We start from the raw sequence: 22,596 nt of genomic DNA, 5'->3' as shown, positions 1-22,596 counted from the left end.
AGGTCCGGTCACGAGAATTCCGGTGCGTCAACCCGGATGTCGGAAGACTACGGGCGGGCCGTCGACCGGGCGGAACACCGCGAATACTCACCGGTAATTGTGCGACTACTCAACTTCGTACCGTGACGGTGCGGGCGCGGACGGATTCCGGTCGATATGCTGCGCGAATGAGTCGATGGGAGTTCGTCGGCCGCATGGATGAGCTCAACCGTCTCCTGGAGGCGGTGACCGGTGAGGCCGGCCGCGGGCTCTTCTTCAGCGGCAGCGCCGGCATCGGCAAGAGCCGCCTGCTGCGCGAGGGCGTGGCCACGTTGCCCACCGACCGGTTCGCGATCTGGTCCATCGCCGCCAGCGCCACCACCGCCGCGCTGCCGTTCGGCGGCCTGGTCCAGGTCCTCCCCGCCGAGCAACCGCAGGGCCTCTCCCCCGCCGGCGTGCTGCGCTGGGCGCTCAACGTGCTGCAACAACAGGCGGCCGGCCGCCGGATCGTGCTCGCCATCGACGATGCCCACCTGCTCGACCCGCCCTCGGCCGCCCTGGTGCACCTGGTCGCCCGCGCCGAGAACGCCACAGTGGTCGGCACCCTGCGCGACGGCGAGCAGATCCCGCTGCCGATCCGGGCGCTCTGGACCGACGACCTGGTCGAGCACGTCGAGCTGTCCCCGATGCCGCAGGAGGAGACCGCCGACCTGCTGACGGCGATCCTGGGCGGCCCAGTCGACGCCGGTTCCGCCGACCGGCTCGGCCGGTTGTCCGCCGGCAACCCGCTGCTGCTGCGCGAGCTGGTGCACGCCGCCAGCGGCAGCGCCGAGTTGAAGCGCACGTACGGGATCTGGAAGTGGACCGGGCGACTGGAGCTGGCGCCCAGCCTGACCGACCTCATCGACACCCGGGTCGGCAAACTCACCGACGGCGTCCGCGCGGTCGTCGAGCTGGTCGCGTTCGGCGAGCCACTGGGTCTGCACCTGCTGAAGCAGGCGGCCGCCCAGGCGGACGTGGAGACCGCTGAGGAACGCGGGCTGATCGCCGTCATTCAGCACGACCGGCGCACCGACGTCCGGCTGGCGCACCCGCTCTACGGCGAGGTGATGCGCCGCCGCTGCCCGGTCAGCCGCACCCGCCGACTGCAGGCGCACCTTGCCGAACTGCTTGAGCAGGTCGGCAAACGCCGCCGCGACGACCTGCTGCGGGTGGCCGTCTGGCGACTCGACTCGGGCACCGCACAGGACCCGGGCCTGCTGGTCGATGCCGCGGTCCAGGCATTCACCCGCTACGACGTGCCGCTGGCGACCCGCCTGGCGCGGGCCGCGCTGAACGCCGACGGCGGCTCCGACGCGGCGGAGCTGCTGGCCACCATCCTGATGTTCGCCGACCGGCCCGACGAGGCGATCGAGGTCCTCGACGCGGTGACCCCGGAGCCCGGCGACGAGCGGCGGTTCTGCCGTTGGCTGACCGTACGCGGCATGGTCAGCTACTGGGGGCTGAGCCAGGAGTCCACGGTGGAGGAGATCGCGAGCCGGGTCGAGCAGCTCACCGACTCCGCCGACCGGTCCCGGGTGCACGCCTTCGAGGCGATCATGCGGCTGCACCGCCTGGACACCTCCACCGCGGTACGGCTCAGCCGACAGGTCCTCGACCGGCCGGCGGCCGGCGTCGCCTCCCGCGAGCTGGCCCGGTCCACCATCGCGTACGTCCAGGCCGCGCAGGGCGAGCTGACCCGCAGCGGTACGGCGATCGCCCAGGTGCACTCGGCCGCGGCGAGCTGGCGCACCGACATGCCGTACCTCCAGTTGGCCCTGGAGCTGGCCCGGGGCACCCGACTCATGCTCACCGGCGACCTGGCCGGGATCGACGCGATCGTGGCCGACGAGTTCGCCGACCTCGCCGGCGCCGGCGACTTCCGCCTCGGCACCGGCTACCTGGCGATCCTCCAGGCGTACGCGGCCCGCCTGCGCGGGCAGAGCGACGCGGCCATGCGGACCTCCCTGGGCGCCTGCGCGGTGCTGGCCACCAGTCGGGTCTACGCCGGGCTGGCCCAGGCCGAACGCGCCCAGTCGGCGGCGCTGCGCGGGGATGCCACCCAGGCGGTTGCGGCGATGGCCGAGGCCGACCGCACCCACGCGCCGGGCATGGCGGTGCTCTACCCGTGGCTGGAGCAGGCTCGGGGCGCGTCGCTCGCCGCGTCGGGCGACCTGCCGGGCGCGGTCAAACACCTCGCTGACCTGGTCGATCGGCTACGTTCGGACGGCTTCGCCGGGCACGAGGTGCACGTTCTGCACGACCTCGTCCGCCTGGAGCAGGCGGGCATGGCGGTCGGGCCCACCTGCTCCGACGGTGGTCGACGCACCGTCGCGCAGCGCCTCGCCGAGCTGTCCGAGCGGGTCGACGGGGTGCTCCCGCCGCTGTTGGCCCGACATGCCCGCGCCGCGGTGACCGACGACCCCACCGATCTGCTCGCGGTCGCCGACGACTATGCCGCCCTGGAGTTGACCGTGTACGCCGCCGAGGCCACCTCCCAGGCCGTCCAGCGGTTGCGTCGGCAGCACTCGGCTGCGGCCAACGACGCCCGGGAGCGCCTGGCCGGGTTGCTGGGGCGCTGCGACCTGATCCGGACGCCGGCGCTCCAGGCCGGCGCGCCCGTGCTCACCGAGCGGGAGTGGCAGGTGGCGCGCCTCGCCGCGCACGGCGCCCCCAGCCGGGCGATAGCCGAGCGGCTCTACCTCTCGGCCCGCACCGTGGAGAACCACCTCCAGCGGATCTACGCCAAGCTCGGCGTCACCGGCCGGGCCGAGCTGTGGGCGGCGCTGCGCGCGATCCCGGGCCATGACGGCGGCGACGGAAGCTGAACCTTAGGCTGGTGCGGTGAGCATCCACCGCCCCGCGCTCCTGACCGACCACTACGAGCTGACGATGGTCAGCGCGGCACTGAAGGACGGCACCGCCGACCGCCGGTGTGTCTTCGAGGTGTTCAGCCGCCGGCTGCCGAGTGGCCGCCGCTACGGCGTGGTCGCCGGGACGGGCCGGCTGATCGAGCTGATCCGCGACTTCCGGTTCGACCCCGCCGAGGTCGAGTTCCTGCTGCGGACCGGGGTGGTCGACGAGACGGCGGCGAAGTGGCTCACCGACTACCGCTTCACCGGCGACATCGACGGGTACGCCGAGGGTGAGCTGTTCTTCCCCGGTTCGCCGATCCTCGCCGTCTCCGGTGGCTTCGCCGAATGTGTGGTGCTGGAGACCCTGGTGCTCTCCGTGCTCAACCACGACAGCGCGGTGGCAGCGGCGGCGGCCCGGATGGTGACTGCGGCGCGGGGGCGGGCACTGATCGAGATGGGGTCGCGTCGGGCACACGAGGAGGCGGCGGTGGCCGCGGCGCGGGCCGCGTACCTGGCCGGGTTCCGGTTCACGTCCAACCTCGCCGCCGGTGCGCGCTACGGCATCCCGACGGCCGGCACGGCGGCGCACGCGTTCACCCTGCTGCACGACGACGAGCGGGCGGCGTTCGCGTCGCAGGTCGCCACGCTGGGCAAGGACACCACGCTGCTGGTCGACACGTACGACATCAGCCAGGGCATCCGCAACGCGATCGCGGTGGCCGGGCCGGAGCTGCGGGCGGTACGGATCGACTCCGGTGACCTCGCGGTGATCGCTCAGCAGTCCCGGGAGCTGCTCGACTCGCTGGGCGCCACCGAGACGAAGATCATCGTCTCGGGTGACCTGGACGAGTACGCGATCGCCGCGCTGGCCGCCGAGCCGGTGGACATGTACGGCGCCGGCACGGCCGTGGTCACCGGCTCCGGGGCGCCGACCGCCGGGTTGGTCTACAAGTTGGTCGAGGTCGAGGGACGCCCGGTGGTGAAGCGCTCCGAGCACAAGGCGACCATCGGCGGCCGGAAGGTCGCGGTCCGCCGCCACAAGCCGACCGGCACCGCCACCGAGGAGATCATCGTCCCGCAGGGCGTTCCGGACCGGCAGCCCAACGACCGCCTCCTCCAGCGCTCGTACGTGGTCGCCGGTGAGCCGGTGCCGTTGCCCACTCTCGACGAGTCGCGGGAGCACCTGCGCGAATGCCTGATCTCGATCCCGTGGGAGGGGCTGAAGCTCTCGGCCGGCGACCCGGCCGTACCGGTCACCGTCGTACCCGCCGGCTGAGCCCACCACCGATCCGACATCGAAGGGGACCCCGATGGCCAACGCGCTGATCATCGTGGACGTGCAGAACGACTTCTGCGAGGGCGGCTCGCTGGCCGTTCCCGGCGGCGCGGCGGTGGCCGCCGGCATCTCCCGGTTGCTCGCCGCCGAGCCGGACCGGTGGGCGCACGTGGTCGCCACCAAGGACTACCACGTCGACCCGGGTGCCCACTTCGGCGATCCGCCGGACTTCGTGGAGTCCTGGCCCCGGCACTGTGTGGTCGGCACCAGCGGTTCGGAGTTCCACCCCGAACTGGACACCGCCCGGGTCGAAGCGATCTTTCACAAGGGTGAGCACGCGGCGGCGTACTCCGGTTTCGAGGGGCATGCCGACGACGGCGAGTGTCTGGCTGACTGGCTGCGCCGACACGACGTGGACCGGGTCGACCTGGTCGGCATCGCCACGGACCATTGCGTCCGGGCGACCGCACTGGACGCCGCCCGGGAGGGTTTCGCCACCACCGTGCTGCTCGAGCTGACCGCCGCAGTCGCTCCGGCGACCACCGACGTGGCCCTCCGCGCCATGGACGGCGCCGGTGTGGTCATGCACGGTCAGCCTGTGATCAGGGACGCATGAGGCGGTAATTCGTTGGTCAAGGGGCCTCCGTCGGTCGAGGATGTCGCCGGAGGTACGGACCCACATGAACATGAAGCCTTACCGGCGGGCGCTCGCCCTGCCCGGCCTGCGGTCGCTGTTGGTGGTCGCCGTCCTCGCCCGCATCCCGCTCACCGCGACCGGGGTGACGCTGACCTTCCACGTGGTGCTCGACCTTGATCGGGGCTACGGGGCGGCCGGCCTGGTGGGTGCGGCCGTCACCGTGGGTGCGGCGATCGGCGGGCCGCTGCTCGGCCGACTCGTGGACCGGCGAGGACTGCGCCCGGTCCTGGTGCTCACCGGGATCGCCGAGGCGATCTTCTGGTCCACCGCGCCCTCGCTGGCGTACCCCCTGCTCCTGCCGGCCGCGTTCGTGGCCGGCTCGCTGGCCCTGCCCATCTTCTCGGTGGTCCGGCAGTCGATCGCCGCGCTGGTCCCCGAGGAGCAGCGTCGCCCGGCCTACGCGCTGGATTCGATGTCGGTGGAGCTGTCCTTCATGATCGGCCCGGCGTTGGCGGTGGCCCTGGTCACCGCGATCTCCGCGCAGACCACCATGTACCTGGTCGGGGGCGGCATCGTCGCCGCCGGGATCGCCCTGTGGCTGGTCAACCCGCCGATCCGCGGTGCCGCCGAGCCCAGCGGTCCACCCCGTCGGGTGCCGCGCCGGGAGTGGCTGTCGCCCCGACTGCTCGCCGTGCTGGCGCTCAGCGCCGCCGCGACCGTGGTACTCGGTGGCACCGACGTGGCGGTGGTCGCCGTCCTGCGGGCCAGCGGTGAGGCCGGCTGGACCGGCGCGGTGCTCGCCATCTGGGCGGTCGCCTCGCTGGCCGGGGGTTTCGCCTACGGTGCTGTCCACCGCTCGTTCTCCCCGCTGGTGCTGACCGCCGCACTGGCGGTGTGCACCATCCCGGTGGGGCTGGGCGGCGCGCACTGGTGGCTGCTGTGCCTTGCGCTGATCCCCGCCGGGGCGCTCTGTGCGCCGACCATCGCGGCCAGCTCGGACGCGGTCAGCCGCCTCGTTCCGGCCGAGGTACGCGGTGAGGCGATGGGTCTGCACGGCTCTGCGGTCACCGTCGGCATCGCGGTCGGCGCGCCGCTGGCCGGCGCGGTGATCGACGCCAGCGCGCCACTCTGGGGCTTCGTGGTGACCGGTGCGCTCGGCGCGCTGGTCACCCTGGTGGTGCTCCCGATCGAGCTGCGTCGCCGCCGCCGCAACGCCGACGCCCCCACCTCGCCGCCCGTCAACGCCGACCTCACCCCCGCCACCCGCTAACGGTCTGACCCCGGCCAAGCCGGGCCAAGCCAAGCCGGGCCGAGCCGGGCCGAGCCGGGCCGAGCCGGGCCGAGCCGGGCCGAGCCGGGCCGAGCCGGGCCGAGCCGGGCCGAGCCGGGCCGAGCCGGGCCGAGCCGGGCCGAGCCGGGCCGAGCCGGGCCGAGCCGGGCCGGGCCGGGCCGGGCCGGGCCGGGCCGAGCCGGGCCGAGCCGGGCCGGGCCGGGCCGGGCCGGGCCGGGCCGGGCCGGGCCGGGCCGGACTGCGGCAGCTCCGCCGACAGGCGAGCCGGAGCGGGTCGGGGCAGCCGCGCGCCAACCTGATTGGGTGGGTGTGCCGCGGCAGTTTCCGGTCGGCGCGCTGTCGGGCGGCGCAACATACCGGGGTAACTGCGGATCGAGGTGTCCGCCGGCAGGCATACCTGCTAATGAGCTTGATGTCTGTGGGTCATCACGATGACTCACAGACATCAAGCTCATTAGCGACAGGGCCTGCGTTGGGGAAAGGCCGAGCCGACGCAGGCCAAGCCCACGCAGGCCAAGCCCACGCAGGCCAAGCCGACGCCGAGCCAGACCCAGCCGACACCGGGCCAGACCCAGCCGACGCTGGGTTAGGACGAGCCGACACCGGGCCAAGCCAAGCCAAGCCGACACCGGGCCAGACCAGGCCAGACCAGGCCAAGCCAGACCAAGCCGAGCCGATGCCGGGCCAGACCGAGCCGAGCCCAGACCTAGCTGACGCCGCGGAAGGCAACGGCCGGTAAGCGGCGTGGAGCGGCCGGAACGAGGCGAGACGCGGCAGCGGCAGCGGCAGCGGCTGGACATGGCGACGGGCGCCGCTCCCGGTGTCCCGGGGGCGGCGCCCGTCGTACTGCCTGGGTCTTGCGTCAGTGCCGGTCGACGTCGCTCGCAGTGTCCTCGCGGTAGCTGGCGCCGCCGTCCGACTCGCTGGTGAGCGGCTTGGCGCCACCCTCCGGCGGGCCGGCCAGGGTCTGGCCAGCGGCCAACTCCGGGAACTTCGCGTCGAACGCCGGCCGCTCGGAGCGGATCCGCGGCATCCGGTCGAAGTTGCGCAGCGGTGGCGGGCTGCTGGTCGCCCACTCGAGCGAGTTGCCGTGGCCCCAGGGGTCGTTCACCTCGACGACGGGGCCGGTCTTGTACGACTTCCAGCAGTTGTAGATGAACGGCAGCGTGGAGATACCGGTGATGAACGCGCCGATCGTGGAGATCGTGTTCAGCGTGGTGAAGCCGTCGCCGGGGAGGTAGTCGGCGTACCGGCGGGGCATGCCCTCGTTACCGAGCCAGTGCTGCACCAGGAACGTGGTGTGGAACCCGATCATGGTGAGCCAGAAGTGCACCTTGCCCAGGCGCTCGTCGAGCATCCGGCCGAACATCTTCGGGAACCAGAAGTAGATGCCCGCGAAGACCGCGAACACGATGGTGCCGAAGAGCACGTAGTGGAAGTGAGCCACCACGAAGTACGAGTCCGACACGTGGAAGTCGATCGGCGGGCTGGCCAGCAGCACACCGGTGAGACCACCGAAGAGGAAGGTGACCAGGAAGCCGACCGCCCAGAGCATGGGCGTCTCGAAGCTGATCTGGCCCCGCCACATGGTGCCGATCCAGTTGAAGAACTTCATACCGGTCGGCACGGCGATCAGGTAGCTCAGGAAGCTGAAGAACGGCAGCAGCACCTGGCCGGTGGCGAACATGTGGTGCGCCCAGACGCTCATGGAGAGCGCGGCGATCGCGACGGTCGCGGCGACCAGACCCTTGTAGCCGAAGATCGGCTTGCGGGAGAAGACCGGGATGACCTCGCTGATGATGCCGAAGAACGGCAACGCCACGATGTAGACCTCGGGGTGACCGAAGAACCAGAACAGGTGCTGCCAGAGCATCGGCCCACCGGTTGCCGGGTCGTACACGTGCGCGCCGAGGATGCGGTCCGCGGCGAGCGCGAACAGCGCGGCGGCCAGCAGCGGGAAGACCAGGATCACCAGGAGGCTGGTGACCAGGATGTTCCACGTGAAGATCGGCATCCGGAACATGGTCATGCCGGGCGCGCGCAGGGTCAGCACCGTGGTGATCATGTTGACGGCGCCGAGGATGGTGCCCAGACCGGAGATGGCCAGACCCATGATCCACATGTTGGCGCCGACGCCCGGCGAGTGCTCGACGCTGCTCAGCGGCGCGTACGCGAACCAGCCGAAGTCGGCGGCCCCACCCGGAGTGATGAACCCGGCGGTCGCCATCGTGCCGCCGAACAGGTACAGCCAGTAGGCGAAGCTGTTCAGGCGGGGGAAGGAGACGTCAGGGGCGCCGATCTGGATCGGCACGATGTAGTTCGCGAACGCGAACACGATCGGCGTCGCGAAGAACAGCAACATGATCGTGCCGTGCATCGTGAAGAGCTGGTTGTACTGCTCGGGCGAGAGGAACTGCAGCCCGGGTCGGGCCAGCTCAGCCCGCATGACCAGGGCCATCAGGCCACCGATCATGAAGAACACGAACGCGGTGATCATGTACATGATCCCGATTTGCTTCGCGTCCGTGGTTCGCAGCAGCCGCGCGATGGCCGACCCCTTGACCGGCTCCCGGACCGGCCAGGGCCGGGTCACGACCGGCTTGGGTGCGACGGTGGTCACGAGTGGCCTCCGGTTCTCGGTTGTCCCGCTCGGCACACGCTGGTTATCGGCGGGCCGTCATCCGCAAGGAGGATAGTCCCCGGCAGGTCGCAGCGCCGCGTGGGGTGGCGTGACACGATCTACAACGGGCCTACAGCGGGCCGAGCAGGAGCCGGTAGTGCTCCCCGAAGATCCGGTGGCCACGTCCGCGCAGCAGCGGGTCACGCAGCGCGGGCGGCACGTCCCGGGTCCGGTTGCGGTCCCGGGTCCGGTCCCGGACCCAGCGGGTACGCGGGCGACGTCGACTCTCGTACGCCACCAGCGCCGCCTCCACGCTGTTGGCGGCGCGCAGCGACTCGGCCAGCACCACGGCGTCCTCCAACGCCATGGCCGCGCCCTGCGACAGCGTCGGCGCGGTGGCGTGCGCGGCGTCGCCGACCAGCAGCACGCGCCCCCGGTACCAGCGACCCAGCTCCACCTCGTCGGTGATGCCGACGTGCACCTCGTCGAGGGCCGCCAGCACCTCGGGCACCGGGCCGCGGTAGTCGGCGAAGAGTTCCCGCAGCCGCGCGAGGGGGTCGGCGGGTTCCTCGGTGCCGGCCTCGTCGGCGTAGATGTGCAGCCGCCCGGCACCGATCGGCACCATGAGAAACCCGGACCGCTGGCCGAGCAGGGCGGTCCACTCGGTGACCGGTGGACCGTCGCGCAGGACGGCCCGGTAGACCACCTGCCCGACCGGGCGGGGCGGTCCGCCGAGTGCGGCCAGCGCCCGGACCGAGGAGCGTGGCCCGTCGGCGCCGATGACCAGGTCGTACTCACCGGTGGTGCCGTCGGTGAAGGTGACGCCGACGGCGCCCGGACGCAGGTCCAGGGTGCGGACCTCGGCGCCGTGCCGGACCGCCCCGCCGGCACCGCTGAGCAGCACCCGGTGCAGGTCGGCCCGGGGTAGCGCCCGGCACTCGCCGACGCCGGCCCAGAGGGCGTCGAGGTCGACCTCACAGAGTTGCGCGCCGGCGGCGTCGAAGAACCGCTGCCGGTGGATCACCTGGCCGACCGGCCGGACCGGGTCGTGCAGGTCGAGCCGGTGCAGCGCGCGGGCGGCGTTGCCGGGCAGGTAGAGACCGGCCTCGGTGGACTCCCCCGGTGGCAACTTGTCGGTGACGTCGGGCCGGAAGCCCGCGAGGCGCAGCGCCCGGGCTACGGCCAGGCCGGCGATGCCCGCGCCGACGACGAGGATGCGCAGGGGGGAGCCACCCATGGTGGTGTACGCCTCCGGAGGGGGAGCGGCACGCGTTGGAGGCAACACGCTACTCGGAGCTATTGCCCCACACCAGGCCCCAATCGGCCGTCCCGGCGGCGCCCGTCGGCGGTTCGCGGCGCTTAGCTGGCCGTCGGGCGACAGCCGTCCGGTCGAGGGCGTGGCAATCCTCACAATTCGCCAGTTTGACGCATGCGGTTGCGCCTCAATTTCAGGCATGTAAATGTGTCGTTGAGCGTGGGAGCGCTCCCGCACTGCCCCACCACATCCGGCGCCCGGGCATGCGCCGCAGTCAAGGAGCGTCATGAAACGTCAACTTCGGGCCCTGGCCGCCGCCGGGCTGCTCGTCGCCAGTTCGCTGGTGGCCGTCGCCCTCGGCGGCAACGCCTCCGCCGACACCCAGATCTGTGAGCAGTACGGCTCGACCACCATCCAGGGCCGGTACGTGGTGCAGAACAACCGCTGGGGCACCACCGCCCAGCAGTGCATCAACGTCACCAACAACGGCTTCGAGATCACCACGCTGAACGGCAGCAGCCCCACCAACGGGGCGCCCACGGCGTACCCCTCGGTGTTCTTCGGTTGTCACTACACCAACTGCTCCCCCGGCACGAACCTGCCGATCCAGGTGAGCCAGATCAGCAGCGCGACCAGCAGCATCTCCTACCGGTACGTCAGCGGCGCCACCTACAACGCGTCGTACGACATCTGGTTGGACCCGTCGCCCAAGCGGGACGGGGTGAACCAGATGGAGATCATGATCTGGCTCAACCGGCAGGGCCCGATCCAGCCGATCGGTTCGGTGGTCGGCAGCACGAACCTGGCCGGCCGCAACTGGGAGGTCTGGCGGGGCAGCAACGGCTCCAACAACGTCATCTCCTACGTCGCGTCGTCGGCGATCTCCAGCCTGAACTTCAGCGTGCTGGACTTCATCAACGACACCCGCAACCGGGGAGCGATCACCAACTCCTGGTACCTGACCAGCATCCAGGCCGGCTTCGAGCCGTGGCAGGGTGGCGTCGGTCTCGCGGTGACCTCGTTCTCGGCCAACGTCAACGGCGGTGGTAACCCCACCAACCCGACGACCCCGCCGCCGGGCGGTGGCTCGGGTTGCGCGGTGAAGTACACGCCGAACTCGTGGAACAACGGCTTCACCGCCGACGTGCAGATCACCAACACCGGGTCCAGCGCGATCAACGGCTGGACGATGAACTACAACCTGCCCAGCGGGCAGACGGTCACCAACGCCTGGAACGCCACGGTGAGCCAGAGCGGTTCCGCGGTGACCGCCCGCAACGTGGGCCACAACGGGTCCATCGCACCGGGAGGCACGGCCAGCTTCGGCTACCAGGGCACCCTGAACGGGTCGTACTCGTCGCCGACCAACTTCACGCTCAACGGGGCAACCTGCTCCCGCTCCTGAGCTGAGGGTGGGGGCGTGACCACCGGTCGCGCCCCCACCGCTCGCTTCAGACCTCGCCGAGCGCGTCGATGTCGCGCATCTCCTCGGCGGTCAACGAGAAGTGGAAGACGTCGAAGTTGGCGGTGATCCGCTCCGGGGTCACCGACTTCGGGATCGCCACGATCTCGTGGTCGATGTGCCAGCGCAGCACCACCTGCGCCGGGGAGACGTCGTGCGCCGCCGCGACCCTGGTCAGCACCGGGTCACTGAGGTCGCTGGTCTTGAACGGGCTGTACCCCTCCAGCACCACGCCCCGGTCCCGGTGCTCGGCGTGCCGCTTCCGGTCGTACAACGCCGGGCTCCACTCGATCTGGTTGACCGCCGGGTTCTCCTCGGTGGACTGGATCAGCTCGTCGATCTGCCCGGTGCTGTAGTTGCTCACCCCGACCGCCCGGGCGAGGTTCTCGTCGCGGGCGGCGAGCAGCTCACGCCAGAGCGGGATGCTGTCGGTCGGCGACGACGGCGGCCAGTGGATCAGCCAGAGGTCCACCTGGTCGACACCGAGCGCCTCCAGACTGGCCTCCAACGTCGCCCGCTCCTGGCCCACCCGGTTCGGCGGGAGCTTGGTGGTGATGAAGATGTCCTCGCGGCGCAGCCCGCTCTCCCGTACCGCCCGGCCGACCTCCCGCTCGTTGCCGTACACGGTGGCGGTGTCGAGGTGCCGGTAGCCGGTGTCGAGCGCGGCCAGCACGGCGTCGTAGCCGGCCTGGCCGGTGGCCTGCCAGGTGCCGAAGCCGAGCAGGGGCATCCGCACGTCACCGGGGAGCAGGACGGCGGGCTGGTCGGTGAGGTCCATGAGGTCCGTTCTACCCCGCCGAGCCCGCTACCGCCGAGCGAACCGGACACTCCGGCGTCCAGCGCACTGGTCTGGTTTGCCGGAGAATGCTGAGCATCGACGCGGTGTGACGGCGAGGAGCGACGTGTACCTGACCCACCTGGACTGCCCACGCTGCGGCAAGGAGTACGCCGCCGACCGGTTGCAGAACCTCTGCGAGTGCGGATCGCCGCTGCTGGCCCGCTACGACCTGCCGGCCGTGGCGAAGGCGGTCACCCCGGAACGGTTTCCGCTGCGCCCGGCTGACCTGTGGCGTTACCGGGAGTTGCTGCCGGTCGCCGACCCCCGGCACGTCACCACGCTGGGCGAGGGCTGGACGCCGCTGTTGCGCGCCCCGGCGTACGGCGCCGAGATCGGCGTCGCGGACCTGATGGTCAAGGACGAGGGGCTGATCCCCACCGGCTCGTTCAAGGCCCGGGGCGCGGCGGTCGGGGTGAGCCGGGCCCGCGAGCTGGGCGTCGAACGGATCGCGATGCCCACCAACGGCAACGCCGGGTCGGCCTGGGCCACCTACGCCGCGCGGGCCGGGATGGGCGCGACGATCGTCATGCCGCTGGCCGCGCCGAGCATCTGCCGGCGCGAGTGCGTCGCCGCCGGTGCCGACCTGCGCCTGATCGACGGGCTGATCGGCGATGCCGGTCGGCGGGTGGCGGAGCTGGTCGCGGAGTCGAACGGGGCGATCTTCGACGCCGGCACGCTGCGCGAGCCCTACCGGCTGGAGGGCAAGAAGACGATGGGGTACGAGATCGTCGAGCAGCTCGGCTGGCAGGCGCCCGACGTGATCATCTACCCGACAGGCGGTGGGGTCGGTTTGATCGGCATCCACAAGGCGCTGCACGAGCTGCGCGAGCTGGGTTGGATCGGTGACAAGCTGCCCCGGCTGGTGGCCGTGCAGTCCACCGGCTGCGCGCCGATCGTGCGGGCGTTCGCCGCCGGTGAGCATCGGGCGCAGCCGTGGGCGGACGCGCACACGGTGGCGTTCGGCATCACCGTGCCGGCGCCGCTGGGCGACGAGCTGATCCTGGCGGCGCTGCGGGAGTCCTCCGGCACAGCGGTCGCCGTCGACGACGCGGACATCCTGGCCGACCTGCGCGACTTCGCCGCCCGGGAGGGGCTGCTGCTCTGCCCGGAGGGGGCGGCGTGCCTCACGGCGGCGCGACAACTGCGCGCCGGTGGGTGGATCCGGGCCGGCGAACGGGTGGTGGTGCTCAACACCGGTGCCGGGTTGAAGTATCCGGACACGGTCGACGTGTCCGGCGTACCCGTGCTGGGGTGAGGCCGCTCAGAAGCTGTCCGGCTTGGTGATCCGCCACGCCGCGTTGATCAACCCGATGTGCGAGAGCGCCTGCGGGGTGTTGCCGAGCTGCACCCCGGTGGACAGGTCGATCTGCTCGCTGAACAGCCCCACGTCGTTGGCGTACCCGACGACCCGCTCGAAAAGCGCCTCGGCGCGCTGCATCTCACCCGTCATCACCAGGCACTCCACCAGCCAGAACGAACACAGCGGAAAAGCGGCCGGGTCGGTGCTCCACCGCCGCAGCAGCCCTTCGTCGGTGCCCAGGTCCCGTTCCAGCACGGCGATTGTGGAACGCATCCGCGGGTCGGTGGCGGGCAGGAAACGCGCCACCGGCAACGCGAGCACGGAGGCGTCCAGCTCCGGCGACCCGAACGCACCGGTGAACGCACCGATCCGGTCGTTCCACCCCTCGCGCAGCACCACCTCGCGGATCTCGTCGCGGATCGCGGCCCACCGACGCGGGTCGGCCCGATCGCCGAGCCGGTCGGCGAGCCCCACCGCCCGGTCCAACGCCAGCCAGCAGGACACCTTCGACCAGACGTAGTGGCGCTCATCGTCGCGGGTCTCCCAGATACCCCGGTCCGGCAGACGCCAGGTCGCGGCCACCTGCTCGGCCAACCCGAGCACCATCTCCCGCAGCTCGTCCTCGAACGTCGCGCCGAGATAGTCGCGTAGCCGCCACACCGCCGCCATCACCTCACCCGGCACGTCGAGCTGCCGCTGCCGCCAGGCGTCGTTGCCGACCCGTACCGGCTTGCTGTCGTGGTATCCGCGCAGGTGGTCGCAGTGGTGTTCGGAGACATCCCGCTCGCCCTCCAACCCGAAGAGCACCGGCACGGGTTCGGCACCGATCCGGCCGATCGATCGGGTGACCCAGGCGAACAGCCGGGACGTCTCGTCGGGACAGGCGGCCACCCAGAGCGCCCGCATCGTCAACGAGAAGTCCCGCAGCCAGGAGTAGCGGTAGTCGTAGTTCCGGTCGCCGCCGATCTGCTCCGGCAGCGAACTGGTCAGCGCCGCGGCGACCGCGCCGCTGCGGGCGTAGGTGAGGCCGGTCAGGACCGTCGAGCTGTGGGTGACGAGGTCGCGGTACCGGCCGGAGTACGTGTGCGTCTCCCGGAACGCCTGCCACGCCCGCGTCGTCTCGGCGAGGGCGGCCAGCGGGTCCACCCGGGCCGGCGGAGCCCCGTACGCCTCGCCGAAGGCGACGTCCATGCCGATCACCTGACCGGCGGAGACCTCGAACTCGTGGGTCACCCGGTCGGTGCCCGCCCGCAGGCGCAGCCCTCCGGCGCGCAACATCAGCACGATCGGGCCGGCTCCGGCCAGCACCCCGCCGTCCGGCTGCTCGTGCAGGTACGGCGTGAGCAGGCCGTACTCCGGGCGGGGCGCGAAGTCCAGGGCCATTCGTACCCGCCCGGACAACCCCTCGACCACCCGGATCAGCACGGCCGGTGAGTTCTTGCCCAACTCGTGCGCACGGGCGCCCTGCTCGGCGGCGAGGGCGTCGGTGACCGCCACGCTGCCGTGCGGGGTGTGGTGCACCGTCCGCAGCACCAACGTGTCCGGCTGGTACGCGCGCTCGACCCGGTAACCCGGGCCGCCGACCCCGATCGGCGCGAGCTGGAAGTGGCCCGCTTTCGGGTCGAGCAGCCGCGCGAACACGGACGACCCGTCGAACCGGTGCGGACACCACCAGTCGATCGAGCCGTCCTTGCTGACCAGGGCACCGGATCGGGAGTCCGAGAGGAACCCGTAGTCGGAGATCGGCGGCTGCTGCTCCACCCGCCGGGGGTACCCGGATCGGCCCGGATCAGACCGGGTGGATCACCCGGTCGGTGGCTCGTCCTCGCCCGCCGCCTCGGCCGCGTCGGCCTCTTCCTTGGTCTTGTGCACGGCCTGGTCGGCGTGCTCGGGCGGCCCGTAGACCGTGTAGAGCACCAGCGGGTTGGGGCCGGTGTTGACGAAGTTGTGTTTGGTGCCGGCCGGCACCACGACCAGGTCGCCGGCGGCTACCTTCCTCGTGTTGCCGCCGACCCGGGCTTCGCCGACACCGCTGACGAAGGTGAGGATCTGGTCGATGCCCTCGTGCACCTCCTCGCCGATCTCCCCATCGGCGGGGATGGTCATGATGACCAGTTGGGTGTGCTCACCGGTCCACAGCACCCGCCGGAAATCCGGGCTCTTCTCGGCGACGGTCGCGATCGTAAAATGCTCCATGCCCACGCTCATACCCCGTCCGGCCGCGCGCCACGCCGGGACTCGCAAATGGTGGAACTCGCCACGGTTGGCAGGTTTGGATGTGCGCGGACCGGGGATCGACAACGCTGACCGGCGCGAACGGCCGGTCGAGCCAGGTCCCCGCCGACGTACCGCCGAACGGCTGCGGTGGTGGGAGACGGCCAGAGCACGGCGACGTTCCGACCAGTGTCGAAACGGCGCCGTGCGCTCTTTGTCCGCCTCGCGGCGACGACGTGTCCGCCTCGCGGCGACGACCCCTCGGCGATCATGGGGTGACCGGTCAGCGGTGCAACCAGCTGAGCAGGTCGGGTGGGGCCAGCCCCGCCACCCGTTGCTGGTAGCGGGATCGCGCGGCCGCGTCCAGCAGGTCGCGGCCCTGCCCGGAGCCGCCTCGGCGGAAGAACGCCTGGCGGTCACGCAACACCCCGAGGGTGTCCGGGGCGAGCCGGTCGGCCTGCTCCCGCATCCGACCGAAGGTGGCCGCTTCGACCAGGTCCGGCCCCGGCGTCGGAAGGTCCCACCGGTCGGCGAGCCGGCGCATCGCACCGCCCAGGTCGGTCAGCAGGTCGTCGTAGTGCACCAGCTCCACGTTCGGCTCGTTGCGGCGGGCCCACGCGTCGCTCAGGTGCATCAGCACGCCGGGCAGCGAATCCAGCTCGGCGCGCGGGTCCACCTCCCGGTCGACCCAGCTCGTCAACCATTCCCGCACCGGTGGCCGCTCGCGCGGTGGCCCGGCCGGGGCGGGCTGGCCGGTCAGCTCGGCGAGGCGTGCCCGGTCCAGGTTGGCGCTCTGGTGGTAGAGGGAGACCGCCATGTCCAGCGGGTGCCGGGCCACCACCACGTACCGCACCCGGGGGTCGAGCGGCACCCCGTCCAGCGGTGTGTGCGTCTTGATGAACCGCCGGTGTGGCTGGGCGGCCAGCCGGTCGTACACCGTCTCCCGCGGTTCGCCCAACCAGTCCAGCCACGGCGACAGCACGCTCAGCGGCGCCGGCAGCTCCGGGGTGCCGAACACCAGGAGCGCGCAGATCATCTGCATCCAGGTGGTGCCGCTCTTGGACCGGGTGCTGATCACGATGTCGCCGTCGCGGAACGGGAAACCGGCCCACCGTGCGCTGTCCTCGTCGTCGGATCGGTACCGGTGAACTGGTGTGGGCATCGGGGGATGGTAGTCGTCGAACCGACAGCGGAGCAGCCGAATTCCGACTCACCTCCCTGTGACATATGCGCATGCTTGGCTAGATTGAAGTATGGTGCCCGCCCACGGGGGCCGGGCGGCGGCACCGGTCTACCGTCCCATCCTCGCCAGCCGACGAGGTGAGCTTGAGGCCCTGAGCCACCTCGAACCCGGGTACGCGGCACTGGTCGCCCCGGTCCTGGAAGTCAACGCGATCGAACGGTCCATGATGGATGCCATGCGCCGGTTCCCGCCCGGCCTGCTGCCCGCCGTCGACGTCAGCGCGCTGCCCGACCTCCCCGAGGCCGAGCTGGGCCGCTGGGGCGTACCGGTGGTGCCGGTGATTCGGCTCGCGGAGAGCGACCACCGGTTGGTCGCGCACGGCGCGGCGGCGCGGGCGTGCGGCCGGCGCGCGCTCATCCGGTTGCGGGCCGGCCAGGACCGGGCCGGGCCGGACGCGAGCACCACCGCCGTGGAACGGATCTGGCGGTTCACCGACCTCGCCCCGGAGGAGTGCGACCTGCTGGTGGACGCGGGCGACGTGTGCTGCCCGGCGGACGTGCGGACCGCCGAGGCCCGGATCCGCCACCTGCTGGACTGGGCACGCCGACACGCGTGGCGGTCGGTGACGGTGGCGGCGGGCGGCATGCCACCGACGCTGTCCCGGTTACCCACCGACGAACCGGTCCAGCTGGAGCGTTGGGACTGGCTGTTGTGGCGACGACTGGCCGACGCCGGAGTCGACTACGGCGACTACGGCGTCCACCCGGCCGGGCCCGCCACCGGAGACCCCGGCGATCGGTTACCCACCGTGCGGTACACCGACGACGACAGTTGGTGGGTCTACCGCTGGGCGCGACGCGGCGGCCGGGGCGACGACCGGTTCGCCGACCTCTGCCGCACGCTGGTGTCGGCACCACACTGGCCAACCACCGGGGCCGCCTTCTCCTGGGGTGACCATGAGCTGTTGCGCCGGGCCCGCCGGGGCGCCGGCGCGGGCTCGACCGCCAACTGGGCGGCGTGGAGCACCTCGCACCACCTGGCCCACGTGCTCGCCACGCTGGTGCATCCGGCCGTGGACGGCGCGCCGAGGTGGCACCCCGGGCAGGGGCCACCGCAGCGGGGGCGACCGCTGCGGTGAGGCCCGGCCTACTGCTTCTCGGTGAAGCCGAACTGGATGATGCCCTCGTCGTCGACGGTGGCGTCCACCGACGCGTCACCGAGCAGCTCGGCGGCGTCCTCGTCCAGGAAGATCCGGGCGCCCTGGTTGTCGACCACACGATCGCCCTGCGCCGGCTGGGGCACCAACTCGACGGTGAGCGAACCGGCCTCGGTGTCGGCGGCGATCCGCACTCCGCCGTCCTGGGCGACGTCCTGTTGGTTGGCGAGGTCACGAATGACGAGCACGGCGTTATCGGTCATGGTGAGCATGTGGCTGGAACTCCTCGTGGATTCTCGGCTCGCGGTCGGATACCGCACGGACCGGACAGTCGGCCCGCGTACGAGCACACGTGGGAGGCGACAGAAGGGGCGAACGGTCGTCGCCGTCGCATCAGTTTCGGGGCAGCTGACGGCCCCGCCACTCCCACCGTGCCCGCTGGCGGACCATCCGTCAAATAGAGCCGGATCAGTGGAGTGCGGCGGCCGGGGCCAGCCAGGCGCGAATCTCGTTGACCGCCGCGCGGCCGGCACGGTTGGCCCCGATCGTGCTGGCCGAGGGGCCGTAGCCGACCAGGTGGACGCGTGCGTCGGCGACCACCCGGGTGCCGTCCATCGTGATGCCGCCGCCCGGCGCGCGCAGGCCCAGCGGGGCGAGATGGTCGATGGCCGCCCGGAACCCGGTGCACCAGAGGATCACGTCCGCCGGCACGAATCGCCCGTCGGTCCAGGCCACCCCGTCGGGTGTGATCCGGTCGAACATGGGTAGCCGGTCGAGGACGCCGCGTTCGCGCAGTCGGCGTACCTCGGGGGTGACCGGGAGCCCGGTGACGCCCACCACGCTGCCCGGCGGTCGGCCGGCCCGGACCGCCTCGTCCACCCGGGCCACGGCGGCGCGACCCAACTCCGGGCCGAACTCCTCGTCCCGGAACTCCGGCGGCCGGCGGGTCACCCAACTGGTCGCCGCCGCAACGGTGGAGACCTCGCCGAGCAGTTGCACGGCCGAGGTGCCGCCACCGACCACCACCACGCGACGGTCGGCGAACTCGGCCGGCCCCCGATAGTCGGCGGTGTGCAGCTGCCGGCCACGAAACGTCGACCGGCCCGGGTAGTGCGGCCAGAACGGCCGCGTCCAGGTGCCGGTGGCGTTGATCAGGGCTCGGGCGGTCCACGTGCCGTTGTCGGTGTGCACATCCAGTCGACCGTCGGGGCGGGAGCGCACCGCCCGGACCCGCACCGGCCGTCGCACCGGCAGGTCGAAGGCCTTCTCGTACGCGGCGAAGTACGCGCTGACCTGCTCGGACGCCGGGCGTTGCGGTTCGGCGGGCGGGAAGGGCAGCCCGGGCAGGTCGGAGAAGCCGTGCACCCGGTCGAAGACCAGCGTGGGCCAGCGGTGCTGCCAGGCGCCACCGGGCCCGTGGTCGGCGTCGAGGATGACGAAGCCACTGCCGGGCGCGAAGCCGGTGCGGCGCAGGTGATAGCCGGCGCTCAGGCCGGCCTGCCCGGCACCGATCACCACGACGTCCACGGAGTGGGTGTCCACGTGGGGTGCAACGCCGTGACTGTCGCCCCGCTGCCCGTTCTCGGCCGTCGCGCCGGTCACAGCCGACCATTCCGGCTTCGACCACCCGACCTGCGCTTACGCTGAGTGAATGAGCGACTTCCGTCGGTACGGGGCAGAGCTCCTCGGCACCCTGCTGCTGGTGTTCTTCGGCGTGGGCAGCGCGGTGGCCGCGCGGGTGCAGGGCGGCGTGGTGGTGGTGGCGCTGGCCTTCGGGTTCGTGATGGTGGCTCTCGTCTACACGATCGGCCCGCTCTCCGGCAGCCACGTCAACCCCGCTGTGACGCTCGGCGTACTGCTCTCCGGAAAGATCTCGCTGCTCGGGGCGGTGGCGTACTGGATCGCGCAGTTCATCGGCGCGACCGTCGCGGCCTTCGTGCTCTGGGCGCTCACCCGGTGGGGTGACGTCGCGGACCAGACCGGGGCGCTGGGCTCGAACGGCTACGGCGCGCACATCAACCGGGGCGGCGCCGCCGTGCTGGAGGTCGTGCTGACCTTCCTCTTCGTGCTGGTCGTGCTGGTGGTGACCAGCCGGAGCGAGAATCCGGGCACCGCCGGGCTGGCCATCGGGTTGGCTCTGGCCGCGACCCAGCTGGTGGGCGTGACGCTGACCGGCGCGGCGGTCAATCCGGCCCGCGCGTTCGGCCCGGCGGTCTTCGAGGGCGGCGTGGCTCTGCGGCAACTCTGGGTCTTCATCGTCTTCCCGCTGCTCGGCGGGGCGCTTGCCGCGCTGGTCGCGCCCATGGTGATGGGGGCGCAACGGCACTACTGGGGCGGTCACGAGAAATCGGTCGGCGGGCCGAGGTAGCCCAGACGGCAATATCTTTCGCCTGAGGGCCTTTTCTGGCGAATATCTCCGTGGCAGCATCAACGCATGCATCGCCGTCACTTTCCCCGGGCCCTCGCGCTGCTCGCGCTGGTCGCCACCGCGGCCACCGCCGGCGCGCCCGGTGCCACGGCCGAGTCGCCCACCCCCGCGACGACCCAACTGCGCGCCACCATCGACACGATCCTCGCCGACAGCCGGCTGGCCGGCGCGCAGGCGTCGGTGGTCGTGGTCGACACCGGCACGGGGCAGACGCTCTACGACCGCAACGGCGACCGCCGGCTGATCCCGGCGTCCAACACCAAACTGCTGACCTCGACCGCAGCCCTTGAGCTGCTCGGCCCCGGCCACCGCTTCACCACCGACGTACGCGCCAGCGGCAAGCGCCGCGCCGGCCTGCTCTCCGGCAACCTCTACCTGCACGGCGGGGGCGACCCGACGATGCTCGCCGCCGACTACGACGCGCTCGCCGCGCAGGTCGCCGACGACGGCGTGCGGGTGGTCACCGGAAACCTGGTCGCCGACGACACCCGCTACGACCGCACCCGGCTCGGCCCCGACTGGACCTGGGACGACGAGCCCTACTACTACGCGGCACAGGTCTCCGCGCTGACCGTCGCCCCGGACACCGACTACGACGCGGGGACCGTGATCGTGAACGCCGCACCGGCTGACCGGGCCGGTGCCCCGCCGGTGGTCACCACCACCCCCGCCACCGGGTACGTCCGCGTCGACAACCGCGCCCAGACGGTCAACGACGGCGAGACCTCGATCTCGATCGAGCGCGAGCACGGCGGCAACACCATCGTGGTGACCGGTCAGATCGCCGTCGGCGACGAACCCGCCAGCGACTGGGTCACCGTCTGGGAACCCACCGGGTACGCGGCCGACGTGTTCCGGGCGGCGTTGCACCGACACGGCGTCCGGGTGCGCGGCCGGACGGTGCTCGGCCAGCCCACCCCGGAGACGGCCGACCCGGTGGCGCGACACGACTCGATGAGCCTGGGTGAGCTGATGACGCCGTTCCTCAAGCTCTCCAACAACGGGCACGCCGAGGTGTTGACCAAGGAGATCGGCCGGGTGCTCTCCGGCTCGGGCACGTGGACGGCCGGGCTCACCGCGATCAGCGAGTACGTCGCCGACACGGGAATGGACACCGGGAGGCTGCGCCAGCGGGACGGCTCCGGGCTGTCCCGACGCAACCTGGTCCCGGCGGCGGAGTTCGTCGAGCTGCTGAGCGCCGTCCGCGCCGAACCGTGGTTCGCGACCTGGTACGCGGCGCTGCCGATCGCGGGCGAGCCCGAACGGTTCGTCGGCGGCACCCTGCGCAGCCGGATGACCGGCACGCCGGCGGCGGGCAACGTGCACGCCAAGACCGGCAGCCTGACCGGTGTCTCCGGGCTCTCCGGTTACGTCACCAGCGCCGACGGTCGGGTGTTGGCGTTCTCCATCCTGCTGAACAACTACCTGACGGCGTCGGTGAAGTCGCTGGAGGACCAGATCGCGGTGGCGCTGGCCGGTTTCCGTGCGGGTGGCGCGTCGACGGCACGGGTGGCACCACCGGCGGTGCCGGAGACGCCGCGCACCCCGGAGGGGGTCGAGTGCGCCTGGGTCAAACCGATCACCTGCTGAGCGGCGGCCGGGAGGCGCGGGTGCGCCTCCCGGCCTGGCGAGCGCTCAGGCCGGACGGTTCGGTGGGGGGACCACCGCCGTCGGGTCGCCACGCTCGATCAGCGCGGCGATCTCCGCGGCCCGCAGCCCGCGCAGCGCCAGCACCCGGGTGCCCCAGCGGTGCAGGCGACACGGGTGCGGGCTGGCATCGTTGCGGCAGACCACTCCCCCGGACCACCGCTGGGGAGCGTGCACCACCACCGCCCGTACGGCGAACTGGGTGTCCTCGCCCGTCACGTACGGCGGCAGGGGGATGTCGCGAAGAACCTCCCCGGACGCTTCACCGGTGCCGGACGAAGCGACACGACGGACGCGGTGGACGGTGCTGCTACTCATCTCCGCTGCCTCCACACTGGATGGTCGGATGGGGACAGCAGAAAGTTATGACGCATTCGACGGTGCGCGACGGACAAACTGTCCTGCCGCGGCAACGC

Annotated in this window: 18 protein-coding genes; 9 read left to right on the top strand and 9 right to left on the bottom strand. The window is 71.8% G+C overall.

Annotation, left to right across the window (positions count from 1 at the left end; genetic code table 11):
• The first annotated feature begins 167 nt into the window (after positions 1-167).
• From EV382_RS30940 to EV382_RS30925, 4 genes are read left to right on the top strand one after another with little or no spacing between them, the layout of a single operon-like run.
• A complete protein-coding gene (locus EV382_RS30940) occupies positions 168-2,846 on the top strand; it encodes a LuxR C-terminal-related transcriptional regulator (protein ID WP_130407736.1) in 2,679 nt (892 codons plus the stop codon).
• Between the two features lie 16 nt (positions 2,847-2,862).
• A complete protein-coding gene (locus tag EV382_RS30935; protein ID WP_130407734.1) occupies positions 2,863-4,149 on the top strand; it encodes a nicotinate phosphoribosyltransferase in 1,287 nt (428 codons plus the stop codon).
• Between the two features lie 34 nt (positions 4,150-4,183).
• Positions 4,184-4,765 (top strand): isochorismatase family protein, encoded by a 582-nt coding sequence (locus EV382_RS30930; protein ID WP_130407732.1) that lies wholly within the window; start codon positions 4,184-4,186, stop codon positions 4,763-4,765.
• Positions 4,766-4,805: 40 nt separating this feature from the next.
• On the top strand, positions 4,806-6,056 hold the full coding sequence (locus EV382_RS30925; protein ID WP_130407730.1) for an MFS transporter: 1,251 nt from the start codon (positions 4,806-4,808) through the stop codon (positions 6,054-6,056).
• 883 nt (positions 6,057-6,939) lie between these two features.
• Here EV382_RS30925 and ctaD read toward each other — a convergent pair.
• Both ctaD and EV382_RS30910 read right to left on the bottom strand, forming a co-directional pair.
• A complete protein-coding gene (ctaD, locus tag EV382_RS30915; RefSeq protein WP_130407726.1) occupies positions 6,940-8,697 on the bottom strand; it encodes an aa3-type cytochrome oxidase subunit I in 1,758 nt (585 codons plus the stop codon).
• A 130-nt stretch (positions 8,698-8,827) separates the two neighbouring features.
• Entirely contained in the window at positions 8,828-9,934 is a 1,107-nt protein-coding gene (locus EV382_RS30910) for an FAD-dependent monooxygenase (RefSeq protein ID WP_130407724.1), read from the bottom strand.
• Positions 9,935-10,238: 304 nt separating this feature from the next.
• Here EV382_RS30910 and EV382_RS30905 point away from each other — a divergent pair, with 304 nt between their 5' ends.
• Positions 10,239-11,357 (top strand): glycoside hydrolase family 12 protein, encoded by a 1,119-nt coding sequence (locus tag EV382_RS30905; protein WP_130407722.1) that lies wholly within the window; start codon positions 10,239-10,241, stop codon positions 11,355-11,357.
• 46 nt (positions 11,358-11,403) lie between these two features.
• On the opposite strand, the gene EV382_RS30900 is transcribed toward EV382_RS30905, so the two are convergent.
• A complete protein-coding gene (locus tag EV382_RS30900; protein ID WP_130407720.1) occupies positions 11,404-12,192 on the bottom strand; it encodes an aldo/keto reductase in 789 nt (262 codons plus the stop codon).
• 124 nt (positions 12,193-12,316) lie between these two features.
• On the opposite strand from EV382_RS30900, the gene EV382_RS30895 reads away from it, so the two are divergent.
• Complete coding sequence (locus EV382_RS30895) at positions 12,317-13,507, top strand: threonine synthase (RefSeq protein ID WP_130407718.1); 1,191 nt, start codon at positions 12,317-12,319, stop codon at positions 13,505-13,507.
• A 6-nt stretch (positions 13,508-13,513) separates the two neighbouring features.
• Here the strand turns inward: EV382_RS30895 and EV382_RS30890 are convergent, their stop codons facing one another.
• From EV382_RS30890 to EV382_RS30880, 3 genes are all read right to left on the bottom strand, one after another.
• Entirely contained in the window at positions 13,514-15,313 is a 1,800-nt protein-coding gene (locus EV382_RS30890; protein WP_130407716.1) for a glycoside hydrolase family 15 protein, read from the bottom strand.
• Between the two features lie 42 nt (positions 15,314-15,355).
• Positions 15,356-15,748: a cupin domain-containing protein gene (locus EV382_RS30885; protein ID WP_130407714.1), complete on the bottom strand. Its 393-nt coding sequence runs from the start codon at positions 15,746-15,748 to the stop codon at positions 15,356-15,358.
• A gap of 301 nt (positions 15,749-16,049) precedes the next feature.
• Positions 16,050-16,928: a sulfotransferase domain-containing protein gene (locus EV382_RS30880; RefSeq protein WP_130407712.1), complete on the bottom strand. Its 879-nt coding sequence runs from the start codon at positions 16,926-16,928 to the stop codon at positions 16,050-16,052.
• Positions 16,929-17,019: 91 nt separating this feature from the next.
• Here EV382_RS30880 and EV382_RS30875 point away from each other — a divergent pair, with 91 nt between their 5' ends.
• Positions 17,020-18,087: a beta family protein gene (locus EV382_RS30875; protein ID WP_208758521.1), complete on the top strand. Its 1,068-nt coding sequence runs from the start codon at positions 17,020-17,022 to the stop codon at positions 18,085-18,087.
• 8 nt (positions 18,088-18,095) lie between these two features.
• Here EV382_RS30875 and EV382_RS30870 read toward each other — a convergent pair whose 3' ends face one another.
• Together EV382_RS30870 and EV382_RS30865 are read right to left on the bottom strand one after the other, a co-directional pair.
• Entirely contained in the window at positions 18,096-18,377 is a 282-nt protein-coding gene (locus tag EV382_RS30870; protein ID WP_130407710.1) for an adhesin, read from the bottom strand.
• Between the two features lie 196 nt (positions 18,378-18,573).
• Positions 18,574-19,647, bottom strand: a complete 1,074-nt coding sequence (locus EV382_RS30865; RefSeq protein WP_130407708.1) for an NAD(P)-binding domain-containing protein — start codon at positions 19,645-19,647, stop codon at positions 18,574-18,576.
• Between the two features lie 109 nt (positions 19,648-19,756).
• Here EV382_RS30865 and EV382_RS30860 point away from each other — a divergent pair, with 109 nt between their 5' ends.
• Positions 19,757-20,473 carry an MIP/aquaporin family protein gene (locus EV382_RS30860; protein ID WP_130407706.1) on the top strand — a complete coding sequence of 239 codons (717 nt, stop codon included), beginning with the start codon at positions 19,757-19,759 and terminating at the stop codon, positions 20,471-20,473.
• A gap of 66 nt (positions 20,474-20,539) precedes the next feature.
• Positions 20,540-22,123 carry a D-alanyl-D-alanine carboxypeptidase/D-alanyl-D-alanine endopeptidase gene (gene dacB, locus EV382_RS30855; protein WP_130407704.1) on the top strand — a complete coding sequence of 528 codons (1,584 nt, stop codon included), beginning with the start codon at positions 20,540-20,542 and terminating at the stop codon, positions 22,121-22,123.
• Between the two features lie 45 nt (positions 22,124-22,168).
• On the opposite strand, the gene EV382_RS30850 is transcribed toward dacB, so the two are convergent.
• Positions 22,169-22,498: a hypothetical protein gene (locus tag EV382_RS30850; protein ID WP_130407702.1), complete on the bottom strand. Its 330-nt coding sequence runs from the start codon at positions 22,496-22,498 to the stop codon at positions 22,169-22,171.
• Positions 22,499-22,596 lie beyond the last annotated feature (98 nt).

The organism is Micromonospora violae (assembly GCF_004217135.1).
Classification (GTDB): domain Bacteria; phylum Actinomycetota; class Actinomycetes; order Mycobacteriales; family Micromonosporaceae; genus Micromonospora; species Micromonospora violae.
Note: the sequence above shows the minus strand (reverse complement) of the source record. Positions and strands in the feature narration are given on the sequence as shown.

Coding starts and splice junctions, on each gene's coding strand:
- EV382_RS30940 (WP_130407736.1), top strand. CDS start 168: ATGAGTCGATGGGAGTTCGTCGGCCGCATGGATGAGCTCAACCGTCTC.
- EV382_RS30930 (WP_130407732.1), top strand. CDS start 4,184: ATGGCCAACGCGCTGATCATCGTGGACGTGCAGAACGACTTCTGCGAG.
- EV382_RS30925 (WP_130407730.1), top strand. CDS start 4,806: ATGTCGCCGGAGGTACGGACCCACATGAACATGAAGCCTTACCGGCGG.
- EV382_RS30910 (WP_130407724.1), bottom strand. CDS start 9,934: ATGGGTGGCTCCCCCCTGCGCATCCTCGTCGTCGGCGCGGGCATCGCC.
- EV382_RS30905 (WP_130407722.1), top strand. CDS start 10,239: ATGAAACGTCAACTTCGGGCCCTGGCCGCCGCCGGGCTGCTCGTCGCC.
- EV382_RS30900 (WP_130407720.1), bottom strand. CDS start 12,192: ATGGACCTCACCGACCAGCCCGCCGTCCTGCTCCCCGGTGACGTGCGG.
- EV382_RS30885 (WP_130407714.1), bottom strand. CDS start 15,748: ATGGAGCATTTTACGATCGCGACCGTCGCCGAGAAGAGCCCGGATTTC.
- EV382_RS30880 (WP_130407712.1), bottom strand. CDS start 16,928: ATGCCCACACCAGTTCACCGGTACCGATCCGACGACGAGGACAGCGCA.
- EV382_RS30875 (WP_208758521.1), top strand. CDS start 17,020: ATGGTGCCCGCCCACGGGGGCCGGGCGGCGGCACCGGTCTACCGTCCC.
- EV382_RS30870 (WP_130407710.1), bottom strand. CDS start 18,377: ATGCTCACCATGACCGATAACGCCGTGCTCGTCATTCGTGACCTCGCC.
- EV382_RS30860 (WP_130407706.1), top strand. CDS start 19,757: ATGAGCGACTTCCGTCGGTACGGGGCAGAGCTCCTCGGCACCCTGCTG.
- dacB (WP_130407704.1), top strand. CDS start 20,540: ATGCATCGCCGTCACTTTCCCCGGGCCCTCGCGCTGCTCGCGCTGGTC.
- EV382_RS30850 (WP_130407702.1), bottom strand. CDS start 22,498: ATGAGTAGCAGCACCGTCCACCGCGTCCGTCGTGTCGCTTCGTCCGGC.